General features: G+C 43.0%; 6 protein-coding genes. 2 read left to right on the forward strand and 4 right to left on the reverse strand.

All coding sequences use genetic code 11. The annotated features are described in order from the left end of the window. Positions 1–134 precede the first annotated feature (134 nt). Both ABM313_RS17960 and ABM313_RS17965 read left to right on the forward strand, forming a co-directional pair. Positions 135–3014, forward strand: coding sequence for a DUF4347 domain-containing protein (locus ABM313_RS17960; RefSeq protein WP_434684526.1), 2880 nt, complete (start codon positions 135–137; stop codon positions 3012–3014). 100 nt (positions 3015–3114) lie between these two features. Continuing rightward, positions 3115–4332, forward strand: coding sequence for a M20 metallopeptidase family protein (locus ABM313_RS17965; protein ID WP_434684527.1), 1218 nt, complete (start codon positions 3115–3117; stop codon positions 4330–4332). A gap of 32 nt (positions 4333–4364) precedes the next feature. On the opposite strand, the gene ABM313_RS17970 is transcribed toward ABM313_RS17965, so the two are convergent. From ABM313_RS17970 to ABM313_RS17985, 4 genes are all read right to left on the reverse strand, one after another. After that, the gene (locus ABM313_RS17970; protein WP_434684528.1) at positions 4365–5309 is read right to left on the reverse strand and encodes a trypsin-like serine peptidase; all 945 of its coding nucleotides are present in this window, start codon (positions 5307–5309) and stop codon (positions 4365–4367) included. A gap of 274 nt (positions 5310–5583) precedes the next feature. Then, positions 5584–8727: a tetratricopeptide repeat protein gene (locus tag ABM313_RS17975; protein WP_434684529.1), complete on the reverse strand. Its 3144-nt coding sequence runs from the start codon at positions 8725–8727 to the stop codon at positions 5584–5586. A gap of 33 nt (positions 8728–8760) precedes the next feature. Then, entirely contained in the window at positions 8761–12126 is a 3366-nt protein-coding gene (locus tag ABM313_RS17980) for a CHAT domain-containing protein (protein ID WP_434684530.1), read from the reverse strand. Positions 12127–12364: 238 nt separating this feature from the next. Next, positions 12365–15259 (reverse strand): CHAT domain-containing protein, encoded by a 2895-nt coding sequence (locus ABM313_RS17985; protein WP_434684531.1) that lies wholly within the window; start codon positions 15257–15259, stop codon positions 12365–12367. Between the last annotated feature and the right edge of the window lie 96 nt (positions 15260–15355).

A 15355-nucleotide genomic window follows, 5' to 3' on the forward strand; every position in this document is an offset into this window, starting at 1 on the left:
CCCGATGGGGTGTCCTTCCACAAACCATTTAGGATTGCTATATCGGTAGATAGACTTAATAAGTAGAGATTAATAATGTAGATTAGGTTCTAAGGTCAAGATAAATTTTGATGTAGTGGTTATTGGAGATTAGTATGAAGTCAGTTTTAGGAATATTTTGGACAACCGCGATCGCCCTATATCCAGCCCTACTAACAACTGCACCCATCAACGCCCAAACATTGCCAATCACTGCCGCCCCAGACGGAACAGACACAATCGTCTTACCAAATGGACAGAGGTTTGACATCACTGGAGGCACTCAAGCTGGAGGAAATCTCTTCCATAGTTTTCAGCAATTTGGCTTACATCAAGGACAAATAGCCAACTTTCTGAGCCAACCAAATATTCAAAATATTCTTGGTCGCGTCGTTGGAGGAGATCCTTCAATGATCAATGGCTTAGTTCAACTGACAGGAGGAAATTCCAATCTCTACATCATGAATCCCGCAGGTGTGATCTTTGGTGCTAACGCTAGTTTGAATGTTCCTGCCTCATTTACTGCAACGACAGCAATCGGCATTCAAGTAGGGAATAGTTGGTTTGGCATGAATACCAGTGCCACCGATCTGAAGAATCTCACAGGCACTCCCAATGCTTTTGCTTTCACTAGTCCAACAACGCCACTGACTCAAGGACAAACATCAGGTGTAATTCTCAATCAAGGAAATCTCAACGTTTTGGAAGGAAAGAGCATTTCTCTGGTTGGTGGGATAGTGATCAATACAGGGGCGATCGCTACTGACAACGGCACAATTAATATCGTGGCTGTACCTGATAGTAAGTATGTGCGGATTACGCCCGAAGATGGTGTCCTCAGTTTTGATCTACCGATCGCTACCCAACAAGAATTGGGCAATACCAAACCAATGGCGGGGATAGACTTGCCAAAATTGCTCACGGGCACAGGAATTACTGCACCGACAAATTCAGGAGAAGCGATCGCTACAGGTAGTCTCACAGCAGCAAATATCAATATCCTTGCCAATCGTTACAACACAACTCAAGCATCTTTGAACGCTACCAATATCCAACAGGGATGGAATTTTGTATTTATCGATAGCACAGTTAAAGATTATCAAACATTATTAGATGGAACTAATGGTGGTAGTAGTGTCACGGTGATTAATCCTGATCAATACGGAATTCAGAAAGTTACTGAAACCTTAGCTAGTGTCACTGGTGCTAATAGTTTACATATTGTGTCTGAGGGTGATGTTGGTAATTTCTGGCTCGGTAAAGACTTTGTCAGTACTGAGAATATTGCTAAATATGCTAACGATCTCCAAGCATGGAAAACATCTTTATCTCCTGCGGCAAATATTCTGCTCTATGCCTGTAATTTAGCTAGTGGCGAGAATGGGGCGACGCTAGTTCAAGCGGTTAAATACTATACGGGGCTTGATGTGGCGGCTTCGACTGACATCACAGGTAGCAGTAATCTGGGTGGCAATTGGAATTTGGAATATCAGACTGGGAAAATTAATTCGGGTGTGGTGTTTAGTTCGCAAGCTCAGCATAGTTTTAACAGTAGACTAGTCACTTTTACGACTACGAATATTAATGATTCTGGAGCAGGATCTTTGCGACAGGCGATTCTTGATGCTAACGCTTTGGCAGGTGCTGATGATATTCGCTTTGATCCCACAGGTATATTTGCCACACCTCAAATAATTAATTTGACATCGGGGACAATAGATATCAGTCAAGATCTGACAGTTCAGGGGACTGGAGCTAGCAATCTCACTATTAGTGGTAACAATACTTTTAGGATTTTTAATATCACTGCTGGCAATGTCACGTTTGATGGTTTAACGATTACCAATGGTAGAGGTGTCACTGGTGGTGGCATAAGTAATAATGGCGTTGGAACTTTGACCGTTAGCAATAGCAATGTGTCAGGTAACTCGGTAACTAACTCTGGTGGTGGACTGTTTACCAATACTGGCAACCTGACTGTTATCAATAGTACTGTGTCAAATAATACGTCCAATGCCGATGGTGGTGGGATTGTCAGTAGAGGCGGAGCCTTGACCATCACTAACAGTACTGTGTCGAATAATCGGTCTCTTAATAGTGGCGGTGGTGGGATTGTCAGTGATGGTACGACCCTCACCCTTACTAACAGCACAGTTTCAGGTAATACAACATGTTTGGTTGCGGGATGCGTTGCTGGTGGTATTTATATTGGCAATAATGGCACAATCTCCAACAGTACAATTTCGGGTAATTCTTCCTTTGGTGATGGTGGCGGGATTTTTAGCAATGGTGGAGTCGTAACTATTACCAACAGCACTATTACCAACAACATATCCGACTCACTTAACAACGATAGCGGCAATGGTGGTGGGATCTTTGCTTTTCCCGGCAACTTGACGATCAGCAACTCGATTGTTGCAGGCAACTTTGACAGCCCTAATAATGCGGGATTGGGGACAATAAATCCTGATGTAAGCGGATCATTTATTGATGGTGGGAATAATTTGATTGGAGATAGCACTGGGAGCGTAAACTTTACAATCAGTACATTAGTCGGCACAGCCGCAAACCGACTTAATCCCCAACTTGCACCCCTTGCAAATAATGGCGGTCCAACGCAAACCCATGCGCTTTTGACAGGTAGTCCTGCGTTAGATGCTGGTAATAATGCGCTGATTCCAGTCGCGGTAAATACCGATCAACGTGGCTTACTCCGTATCTTTGGCGGCATTGTTGACATTGGTGCGTTTGAGTTTCAGATTCCTCCACCTGTACCTGTACCTGCGCCTGCATCTATACCCACATCTACATCTACGCCAATATCTAGAGGTGGATTTGGTGGTGTATATCCCAGCCGCAAGGATTTGGAAGCATGGAATTCAAAATTAGGTAAGCAGACGGATGTCAGTTTCACACAGGTTCTCTGCCTTGATCCATCCCTTGTTACTTCTCAGACTACTTCCATTCCTATTTGTCAAAACCTTGAACCAAACTAAACTCTCAAAGTGAAGCAGCGGCAATAAGCATTGCACCTTTCTTGGGGGTTGGTTGTTATATTGAGATTAGTCGTCTCTACAATCAAAGCCTCAAAAAATCATGACTTTTACAACCACCGCCTCACCCACACATACTAATTTCAAGATTCGTGCCGATATCCTCGATTTGCAACCTAGCCTTGTGCAATGGCGGCGAGATTTTCATCGCTTTCCTGAGTTAGGGTTTCAAGAAAAGCGCACATCTACCGCGATCGCTGAAAAATTAACCGCTTGGGGTATCCCTCATCAAACAGGTATTGCGGAAACAGGCATCGTGGCAACAATTTCAGGAGCTAAGAAAGGCAATAATAAAGTTTTAGCCATCCGTGCCGATATGGATGCGCTACCAATTCAAGAAGAAAATATCATTAGTTATAAATCGCAAATTGACGGACTGATGCACGCCTGTGGTCATGATGGACATACGGCGATCGCCTTGGGTACAGCAAAATATCTCTGGGAACATCGCGCTGATTTTAGTGGCACAGTGAAAATTATTTTTCAGCCAGCCGAGGAGGGACCTGGGGGCGCAAAACCAATGATCGAGGCAGGTGTACTCGAAAATCCTAAAGTTGATGCTGTGATTGGTTTACACCTATGGAATAATTTGCCCCTTGGTACGGTCGGCGTGCGCAGCGGCGCATTAATGGCAGCAACGGAATACTTCTATTGCAAAATTATGGGGCGGGGTGGACATGGCGCACTTCCCCATCAAACTATTGATTCGATTTTGGTTGCTGCTCAAGTGGTAAACACCATTCATAGCATCGTCTCCCGCAATGTCAGCCCTCTCGAATCCGCCGTTATTAGCATTGGTGAATTTCACGCAGGTTCCGCCACAAATATCATTGCTGATTCCGCCATGATTAGTGGCACTGTGAGGTTTTTCAATCCTGAAGTTGGCGCAAAGCTAGCACTACGTTTAGAAGAGGCGATCGCAGGTGTATGTGCAGCACATGGTGCTACTTACGAGTTGGACTATACCAAGCTCTATCCACCTGTGATTAATGATTATGCGATCGCCGAGTTAGTTCGCTCTGTTGCCGAAACCGTAATCGAAACTCCCGCAGGCATTGTTCCTGAATGCCAAACGATGGGCGGTGAAGATGTTTCTTTCTTCTTAGAAGCTGTCGCTGGTTGCTATTTCTTTCTTGGTTCTGCAAATCCTGATAAGGGCTTAGCCTATCCTCATCATCACCCCCGCTTCAATTTCGATGAGACGGTTCTCGCAACTGGGGTAGAGATTTTTGCTCGTTGTACCGAGAAGTTCTTGGGTTAGCCCATAAGTATCTCTATCACTTGTAGACAGGGCTAATTACCTGTCTTTTTCTTTAACCCTGCCTCAATTCTGCTAATCTGCACTGCATAATTTTCAATCCCTTTACCCGTCCGAGACTTCAGCCCAGCTGCATGGAGTCCGACAATATGATAAGCACCATCAATCTTACCAATCAGTGCAGAACCAGAAGCCCCAGAGTTAGTGTCGCAATCATGCACAAACATCCCATCCAATTCATCGATCACACTACAACCAATATGAACACCAGCCGTCTCTCCCTTTCCCGCTTGCAAGTCTGCATAGCGTTTCGGATCAGGATAATCGACAGAATAGCCTGTCACAAATAGTTTCTTTTTGTAGTCTTGCAACACTGATAAAGAAAGTGACTTCCACTTCAGAAATCCATATTTCTCACCCAAAGGCTTGTTCAGTAACAAGATCGCCCAATCATCTGCTGAGTTTTTTTCTGAATTCTTTGTTCCTGCAAAAACTTCTTTTACCACAGCATAGTCTGTCTTTCTTCGTAACCTTCCATTGATTAAGTTGGGTAAAAAGATCATTTTTTTGGCTAACTTGCCCCGATCATAAACACAGTGAGCATTGGTTAACACATGGTAGTCTCCAATCAAGGTTCCTGTGCAAGCATATTTTTCATTTTTCTCAGTCAGTCCTACGACCTTACCTACCGTAGACCAAGGATAATCTCGGCTCATCATGGGTTGGCGCTGGTCTGCCCCAATCACGCCACGATTAGAACTAGGCTGATCCGATTGGCGCAATAGTGTAGGAACAAAGCCGTTAGGATTCGTGTTAAGGGGCTGCGACTGATTAGTCTGGACAGGAGAGATCGCCTCTCGCGACAGTAACTCATCTAGTGATTGCGCCTCCGATGGGGCATGAAGCATGATCCCGCATAACGAGGCGATCGCAATGCCAAGCACAAATTCGATTAAAACTTTCCATATCTTGACTTGCATAGCCTTATCTCTAAGTTTTAAGGTTAGATTTTCATTAGATTACGATCAAAGTTAAACCATTCCTATAGCGGTTACAGAATTTGCAACAATTTTTAGATGTATAGCTGCCACCTATATCATGACAAATCAAAACCCAAATAATGTGAGGCGGCGCGAAGCGCCGCCTCACATTATTTGGGTTTTATGTCGCAAAAAAAGAGTTAGCTAGTACAAACTAAGACCCAAGAATTGATTGGCGGCGCTTTGCGTCGCAATCAATTCTTATGTCTTGTTATTACAGCCCATTACCGATCGCAAAAAATGCTGCCCAATAATTAGGATGACTAAAATCTTTAGACTGAATTAGCGCAACTTGCGCTCTACGCAAGGACTCAATAACAGTAACATCACCTTTTTGCAACTCATTATAAAAGGCAGCCATGAGAACCTGAGTGCCCACATCATCAACTTTCCAAAGCGAAGCGATCGCCTGTTTTGCTCCTGCTTTCTGAACTTGATAGCCAAAACCCAAAATCTCAACGCCATCCCCCAGTTTACCAACTCCTGTCTGACAGGCACTTAGGACAATTAAATTAATATTCGGAATTTGCCAATCGGTAATTTCACTGAGATGGATTTTGTCACCATTGCCAAAAATGATAAATGAATTGTCTGGCGTACCTGTATTAAATTCAGCATGGGTGGCTAAGTGCAGAATATTATGGTTTTTAAATTTAGATTCGATCGCTTGGCGACTAAAATTTTCTTCAGTTAAAATAACTGAGTTTTGGAAAGAATTAGCGATCGCCTCTATTTCTTTAATCGTGGCAGGTAAGCCATTTTGTCCAAATTTTTTCTCTTCTGCTTTGCCACCAAAAGCACCTGCAAGGATTTTAGGCTCAGCTTTGGGCTTTTGGGAAAAGTCGGAGAGGCTATAGGATACTAAGTTACTAATTTGATATTTCTCAATTAGCCACTTTTTGCCATCATAGATTGCGGCGAGAGGAACATAGCGAAGCATTCCATCGGTCGCGTAGAGTATCGTTTTAGCTTTGGCTTGTTCGAGTTCTGTTTCGATTGGTTGAATGAGCAGGTTATAAAATTTGATCGCAGATTCTCTGTAATCTTCAGAACTAGCGTCAAGAAGTTCAGATCTGTAGTCAATAATTGAGGTCTCCAGTCTTTCTTGAGAGATGTTGACGGTGCGACTGATGGGGATGGAGTTGGGGGAGAAGAGAATAATTTCGAGGCGATCGCTTAAAATCAAGGGATAAAGCAATACTGTCCCTTGGGGAATTTGGTTGAGGTAGGTGGGGACTTGGTTGATCTCTGATTGAGGAAGGCTCTGAATCTGATTAGCAAGTTGGCGATTGAGATGAGGTATTTGCTCAAAGCGAATTGCTAATTGCTGATCGCGAAACGTTCTCTCTGGCTCTAAAAGCCTCACTTCCTGTAATGTGCGATCGCTGCCTTTAATATTTTTTAAATAGTCCTCAAGTTCTTGGATTTTGAGAAGATCGAGAACCTGTAGGGCTTCCATAATCCGACCTTGTTTGAGCAAGAGATCGGCAAGATCGCGATAGGAATTTGCGACCGTAGATAGGTAAGATCTCTGCTCATCTTGGCTTAATCCGCGAATATCTTTACGAATAGACTCTCGGACGTTGATTGATTGTTTGTAAAAGAAAATAGCTAATTCAGTTTGTTGTTTAATCGCCAGTAACTTACCCAGATTGCTAAGTACCGTGCCTTCACCGTCGCGATCGCCGATTTCCCTAGCGATGATTACAGCTTGCTGATATGCCTCCAATGCTTGCTGATGCTGTCCGATATTGGCATAAGCTACACCCAGATTGCGGAGAGATGTACCTTCGCTATCACGATTTTTAATTTCTTTGGCGATCGCTAAAGCTTGTTGATAAATTTCAATCGCCTGCTCATTCTGCCCTAAATTGCGATATGTATTCGCCAAATTGACCAGTACTCGACCTTTACTAGCATGGTCTTTGATTTTCTGCATTATCGTCAAAGCTTGCTGATGCATGACAATTGACTTATCAAATTGTTGGGAACTGTCATAGGCAGTACCGAGATTGCTGAGTACTGCTCCTTCACGGGCTACATCTTTGATTTCGCGGGCAATTACTAGTTCTTGCTGATATAAGGCAATTGCTTTGTCGAATTGACCTAACCTTTCGTAAGCCAGACCCAAATTACTGAGTACGATGCCTTCCGCCATCCGCGCTTGGATTTCTGGCAAAATCACATAATATCGCGGCGCAAAAAAACGAATGGCGATTTCATCCTGTCCCAAGCTATCGTAAAGTCGATCCCTAGCTATATTACTAAGCAATCCTTCGCTATCACGATGATCAATGCTGCGAGCGATCGCTAAAGACTGCTGATAAAGCGCGATCGCTTGTTCATATTTGCCTAACTCCAGATAAGCGTTACCGAGTTTAACCAATATTCCTGCTTGAGCAATCCGATCTGTCAATTTGCTAGATAGCTCTAAGCCTTGTCGATAGAACTTAATTGCCTGCGTGTATTGTCCTAAGTTGCGATAGCCATCACCTAGACTGATTGTGGCTCTAGCTTGACTCGTAGGATCTGGAGACATGCTCGAACTGGCTAACAACTGCTGAAAAATCGTGATTGCTAGTTCATATTTTCCTGTCTTCAGATAAACGTTGCCTAAATTATCTAGCAAGTTACGTTCTTGTTCCCGATCCTTCAGTTCTCTCGCAATCACCAAGGCTTGCTGATACATTTTAATGGAACGTTCATAGTCTCTAGAAAATTGGTAAGCTTGGGCGAGATCATAGACTACTCTTACTTGTTCCGTCAGGAGCTTTCTCTGCCGCAGGATTGCTAATTCTTGCTCATAAACAGTGATTATTTTTGGATATTGTCCTAAATCAGCATAAATAAGCACTAGTTCACCAATAACTTCTCTCAAGTAGGCGTGAGGAAGCTCGCTGATTTTCGCCCTGATGGCTAAAGCTTGTTCATAAAATATCGTTGCTTTCTCGAATTGATTCAGAATTGAGTGAGCATGTCCTATGCGAAAAAGTGTTGTACTCTCATCAAGGGGATCTATGACCTTAAGCTCTCTCAAGATTACCAAGGACTGCTCATAAAACTTGATCGCTTTTTGGTAATCTTCAAGTGCGTCATAAGCCTTCCCTAGACTATTCAATGAGTTACCTTCACCCTTGCGGTCTTTAATCTCACGATAAATTTGTAAAGATTGTTCCCAAGCTTGTAATGCTTCCTGATATTTATTAGCTTGATATTGCTGATTTCCTTTTTTGTAAAGTCGTTCGGCTTCTGTTTTGCGATCTTGGATAGATTGCGATCGCGCAGCATCGGATACGACTAGTTGCACTTGTCCACAACATAGGACTGTCAAAAGTGCGATCACTAAACTTCCACGCATACCTCACCTCATAGTAACTACAATTCTTTATCTCTACAGTCCATTGCCGATCGCAAAAAATGCTGACCAGTAGCTAGGGTGGCTATAGTTTGCTGATTTGATCAGAGCAACTTGTGCCCTATGCAAAGCCTCAGTGGGTGTGACATCACCTTTCTTTAGTTCGCGATAAAAAGATTCCATTAGGGCTTGAGTACCTTCATCATTGACAGACCAGAGAGAAGCGATCGCATTTTTTGCACCAGCTTTTTGGACTTGGTAGCCAAAGCCTAAGATTTCCACCCCATCACCGAGCTTACCAACACCAGTCTGACAAGCACTCAACACAATCAAATCGATATTTGGAATCTGCCAATCAGTGATTTCATTGAGCTTAATTTTGTCACCATTGCCAAAAATGATGAAAGAATTGTCAGGTGTACCCGTATTAAATTCAGCATGGGTAGCAAGATGGAGAATATTATGATTTTTGAATTTTGCTTCGATCGCTTGGCGGCTAAATTGATCTTCGATTAAAGTAACTGAGTTATCAAAGGAATTGGCGATCGCTTGAACTTCTCTAACTGTAGCAGGCAACCCAACTTGTCCGAATTTGCGATCGCCCGCTTTACCACCAAATGCTCCTGCAAGGATATTAGGTTGGGTAGTTCGCTTTGATGCAAAGTCAAAAAGGCTATAAGCGATCAGATTATTAATACGATATTTTTCAGCAAGCCATTGTTTGCCATCATAGAGAGCAGAAAGAGGAATATAGCGCAAAATGCCATCAGGGGCATAGAGTATCGTAGTGGTTTTAGCTTGAGCAAGTTCAGCTTCAATAGGTTTAATCAGTAAATTGTAGAATTTGGATGCAGGTTCTTGGACATCTTCAGAACCAGCATCAAGGAGACCAGATCTAAAATCAATCACTAGAGTTTCTAGTTCTTTTCGGGAGATTTTGACGGTGCGGCTAATAGGGATAGTGTTGGGAGAGAAGAGAATAATTTCGAGTCTGTCGCCTAAAATCAAGGGATAAAGCAAAGCTGTTCCTTGAGGGATTTTCTGGAGATAGTCAGGTACTTTATTGATTTCTGATTTAGGAAGTTGCTGAATCTGATTGGTAAGTTGGCTATTGATTTCTTGGCTATTATCAGGGATTATCGCTAATAGCTTATCGCTAATAGCTTTCTCTGGTGCTAATAGTCGGACACCTTGCGATGATCTATCACTACCTTTGATGTTTTTGAGATAGTCTTCGAGTTCTTGGACTTTAAGGAGATCAATAACTTGTAGGGCTTCCATGATCCGACCTTGTTGAATTAGGAGGTTGGCAAGACGTTTATAGCCGCTAGAGACCGTTTCCAAATAGGATTTTTGGATATCTTTATCGAGTTTGCGGATGTCTCGGCGGATAGTTTCACGTGCATTGACTGATTGTTTATAAAATAAAATAGCGAGTTCGGGTTGGTTTACTCTGGAAAAAATAGTTCCTAGATTTGATAGTGCCAAGCCTTCTCCACTAAGATCTTTGATTTCTCGCGTGATCGCTAAGTATTGCAGAAGGAACTCTAAAGCTTTGTCATACTTGCCGATGGCATAGTAAGCGACTCCCAGATTGCCTAGCGATTTTCCCTCACCGAGACGGTCTTTGATTTCCCGCAAGACTTCCAAGCTTTGCAGAAGAAACTCGATTGCTTTGTCATTTTTACCAAGGTTTTGGTATGTATTTCCCAGATTTCCCAGAGACTGTCCCTCACCAAGGCGGTCTTTGATTTCCCGTACGATCGCTAAGCTTTGAAGATGAAGCTTGATCGCTTGGTCATATTGACCGATGGCATCATAGGCAATTCCCAGATTTCCGAGTACACTTGCTTCGACGTTACGGGCTTTGATTTCGCGCGCGATCGCTAAACTTTGCAGATTGAACTCGACCGCCTTAACATATTTGCCAAGACTGCGGTAGGCTTCTGCCAGATTCCCCAGCACAGTTCCTTCCCCACTGCGGTCTTTGACTTCCTTTAAGATTGCTAAAGCTTGCAGATAAGACTCGATCGCCTTGTCGTATTTGCCAAGAAATTGGTAATTATTTCCCAGATTTACCAGCGACTGTCCTTCGCCGTTGCGGTCTTTGATTTCCCGTGCGATTTCTAATCTTTGTAGATGAAGCTCAATCGCTTTGTCATATTTACCGAGAGAAGCGTAAACTACACCCAGATTCCCCAGCGAGTTTGACTCACCACGACGATCTTTGATTTTACGCTTGATTGTCAAGCTTTGCAGTTGGAATTCGATCGCTTTGTCATATTTGCCGAGGGCATGGTAAGCATTTCCCAGATTACCTAGAGATTGCGACTCACCGAGAGGATCTTTGAATTCACGCATAATCGCTAATCTTTGTAAATGGAACTCAATCGCTTTGTCATATTTACCAAGAGAAGAGTAAACGCTACCCAGATTTCCTAGAGAGTTTCCCTCTCCGAAACGGTCGTTAATTTCTCGCTTGATCGCCAAACTTTGTAGGTGAAATTCGAGCGCCTTGTCATATTTGCCGAGGGAATCGTAAACACTTCCTAGATTACCTAGAGAATAGCTCTCACCACGACGGTTTTTGAGTTCTCGATTGATTGCCAAACTTTGGATATGAAACTCAATTGCTTTGTCATATTTGCCAACAGCATCATAAACCATTCCCAGATTACTCAGTGAATTCCCCTCGCCTTGACGGTCTTTAATTTCCCGCTTGATCGCTAAACTTTGCAGGTGAAACTCTATCGCTTGGTCGTATTTGCCAAGGTACTCATAAACCGCACCCAGAGTTCCCAACGAGCTTGACTCACCACGACGGTAATTGAGTTCTCGCTTGATTGCCAAACTTTGCAGGTGTAATTCGATTACTTTGTCATATTTCCTAAGAGAATAGTAAACATTTCCCAGATTGCTGAGAGAATAACTCTCACCCTGACGATCTTTGAGTTCTCGATAGATTTCTAAACTTTGTAAATGGAACTCGATCGCTTTGTCGTATTTGCCAAGGTAATTGTAAGCTATGCCCAAATTGCTTAGCGAATTTCCTTCGCCACGACGGTCTTTAGTTTCACGCTTGATTTCTAAGCTTTGTAGTTGGTACTCGATCGCTTTGTCATATCTCCCAAGAGAATCGTAGATGATTCCAATATTTCCCAGCGACTGTCCTTCCCCACGACGGTCTTTGATTTCTCGATAGATTGTCAGTGATTGCTGCCATGACTGAAGAGCCGCCTCAAACTTGCTAATTTGATATTGCTGAATTCCTTGCTGTAATAGCCGATCTGCTTCTGCTTTGCGTGCTTGAGAGGTTTGCGCTTGGACACTTTCACTCATCACTATTTGTACTTGTGTATAAGACAATAAAGTCAACATTGCAATTCCAAGCACTTTATTCACAGTCAAAATCCTCACATTTACATTACGCAATTGCATACCAAATAAAATAAAGCTATATCCTGAAAAATAAGCGATCGTTACAAAAAATGTAACTAAATATAGCAACGTAAGTTTTGCTTAGGACATAAAACCCAAATAAGTGAAGGTGGCACCTTGTGCCACCTTCACTTATTTGGGTTTTGCTCTGTCTTAGCTATCTCTTACATTGCTATAGCTAGGCAAAAGTAGGGTAATACACTTATAATCCATTCCCGATCGCAAAAAATGCTGACCAATAATTAGGATGATTGTATTGTGGCGATTTGATCAAGGCAACTTGTGCTCGACGTAATGCTTCCGTAACCGTGACATCACCTTTTTGAAGTTCACCATAAAAAGCAGTCATAAGTGCTTGAGTACCCGCATCATCGACTTTCCAGAGGGATGCGATCGCATTTTTTGCACCAGCTTTTTGGACTTGGTAGCCAAAGCCTAAGATTTCCACCCCATCACCAAGCTTACCAACACCAGTCTGACAAGCACTTAGCACAATCAAATCAATGTTTGGGATTTGCCAATCAGTGATTTCATTGAGACGGATTTTGTCGCCATTGCCGAAAATGATGAAGGAGTTGTCTGGAAAGCCTATGTTAAATTCGGCATGGGTGGCGAGATGCAGAATATTATGATTTTTGAATTTTGCTTCGATCGCTTGCCGACTAAAGTTTTCTTCGATGAGTGTGACTGAATTATTGAAAGAGTTGGAGATCGCTTGGACTTCCCTGATGGTTGCGGGTAAGGCTGTTTGTCCAAACTTCTTCTCTCCTGCTTTACCACCAAAAGCTCCTGCGAGGATTTTGGGTGAGTTTTTAGGTTGTGCAGAAAAGTCAAAGAGACTGTAGGCGATCAGGTTACTAATTTGGTATTTCTCTGCTAGCCATTGTTTACCATCATAGAGTGCGGCGATGGGAATATATCGCAGTTGTCCATCGGGTGCATAGAGGATCGTTGTGGCTTTGGCTTGGATGAGTTCGGCTTCGATGGGTTTAATTAGCAATTTGTAAAGCTGGATCGCAGGTTCTTTGACATCTTCGGAGCCAGCATCAAGGAGTGCAGCTCTAAAATCACTAACTAGGGTTTCTAGTTCTGTTTGCGATATTTTGACGGTGCGACTGATGGGGATGGTGTTAGGTGAGAAGAGGATGATTTCGAGTCGATCATCTAAAATTAATGGATAAAGTAAAGCAGTGCCTTGGGGGATTTGTTGGAGATAGTCAGGAACTTTGTTGATAGCAGATTTGGGAAGTTGTTGGATTTTGTCCGATAGCTGCCTATTGGTTTCTTTGCTATTATCAAAGTTAACGGCTAATAGCTTATCACTAATCGCTTTCTCTGGCTCTAGAAGTTGGACACCCTGCGCCGATCTATCGCTGCCTTTGATATTTTTAAAATAGTCTTCGAGTTCTTGGACTTTGAGGAGATCGAGAACTTGCAATGCTTCTATAATGCGATCTTGCTGAATCAGTAGATCCGCGAGACGTTTATAGCTACTAGAGATAGTCTCTAAATAGGATTGTTGAATGTCTTTGTCGAGTTTGCGAATGTCTTTGCGGATTGCTTCGCGGACATTGATCGATTGTTTGTAAAAGACAATGGCAAGTTCAAGATGATTGGCTTTAGATGATAAATTCCCTATATTTGCAAGGGTTAAACCCTCGACACTTCGGTCTCTAATTTCCCTAGCAATGGTCAGTGCTTGCTGATAAGAAATCATTGCTTCTTGATCTCGATTGAGTTTTTTGTAAGTAACGGCTAAATTATTGAGTCCACCCATTTCACCGCTACGGTCTTTGATTTCCCGTTTGATCGCTAGGCTTCGTAGATGGAACTCGATCGCTTTGTCATACTTGTCGAGAGAATCGTAAGTATTTCCCAGATTCCCTAGCGACTGTCCTTCACCTAGACGGTCTTTAATTTCTTGCGCGATCGCTAATCTTTGCAGATGAAATTCGATCGCTTTGTCATATTTGCCAAGAGAATAGTATGAGATTCCTAGATTTCCCAGTGAACGCCCCTCTCCTAGACGGTCTTTGATTTCCCGTTTGATCGCTAGACTTCGTAGATGGAACTCGATCGCTTTGTCATATTTACCAAGGAAAGAGTAAGTAATTCCAAGATTACCTAGCGACTGTCCCTCACCACGACGGTCTTTGATTTCCTGATCAATTGTTAAGCTTTGCAAATGAAACTCGATCGCTTTGTCATATTTGCCAAGACTTCGGTATGCGTTACCCAGATTTCCCAACGATTGCCCCTCACTACGACGGTCTTTAATTTCCCGCGCAATCGCTAAGCTTTGCAGTTGATATTCGATCGCTTTGTCATATTTGCCAAGGTTTCGGTATGCATTTCCCAAATTTCCCAACACACTCCCCTCTCCTTGACGATCTTTGAGTTCCTGTAGTATTACTAAGCTTTGCCTATGGAACTCGATCGCCTTATCATATTTGCCAAGGTTTTGGTAAGCGATTCCCAGATTTCCTAGCGATTGCCCCTCCCCCCGACGGTCTTTAATTTCCCGTGCGATCGCTAAGCTTTGCAGATGGAATTCGAGCGCTTTGTCAGATTTGCCAAAGTTTTGGTAAGCTGTTCCCAAATTTCCTAGCACAGTCCCCTCTCCTTGACGATCTCTAAGTTCCTGTAATACTGTTAGAGCTTGCAGATGGAACTCAATCGCTCTGTCATACTTACCAAGAGCATCGTAAGCGTTGCCCAGATTTCCCAGAGACCGCCCCTCTCCGAGACGATCTTTGAGTTCTCGTGCGATCGCTAATCTTTGTAATTGATATTCGATTGCTTTGTCATAATTGCCGAGAGAATCGTAAGCGATTCCCAGATTTCCCAGCGATGCACCCTCCCCACGACGGTCTTTAATTTCCCGATAGATTGTCAATGCTTGCAGCCATGACTGAAATGCTCTCTCAAACTGGCTGGTTTGAAATTGCTGATTTCCTTGATTAAACAGTCGATCTGCTTCTGCTTTACGGTCTTGTATTGTTTGAGCTTGGACGCTTTCACTTATCACTATCTGCACTTGACCGCAAGCCAAAAAAGTTAACATCGCAATACTGATCACCTTAATCATCGTCCACATCCTCACATTTACATCAAAACCCGCAGTCGCCTACCAGCCAGCATAAAGTGATATTCACCAAAACAGGCGATCGTTACAAAAAACATAACCAAATAT

This window comes from Pseudanabaena minima str. Chao 2107, from assembly GCF_051131155.1.
Taxonomy (GTDB): Bacteria; Cyanobacteriota; Cyanobacteriia; order Pseudanabaenales; family Pseudanabaenaceae; genus Pseudanabaena; species Pseudanabaena minima.

Bases quoted from the DNA above. Each gene is read 5' to 3' on its own strand.
- ABM313_RS17965 (WP_434684527.1), top strand. From the start codon at position 3,115: ATGACTTTTACAACCACCGCCTCACCCACACATACTAATTTCAAGATT.
- ABM313_RS17960 (WP_434684526.1), top strand. From the start codon at position 135: ATGAAGTCAGTTTTAGGAATATTTTGGACAACCGCGATCGCCCTATAT.
- ABM313_RS17970 (WP_434684528.1), bottom strand. From the start codon at position 5,309: ATGCAAGTCAAGATATGGAAAGTTTTAATCGAATTTGTGCTTGGCATT.
- ABM313_RS17985 (WP_434684531.1), bottom strand. From the start codon at position 15,259: ATGTGGACGATGATTAAGGTGATCAGTATTGCGATGTTAACTTTTTTG.
- ABM313_RS17975 (WP_434684529.1), bottom strand. From the start codon at position 8,727: ATGCGTGGAAGTTTAGTGATCGCACTTTTGACAGTCCTATGTTGTGGA.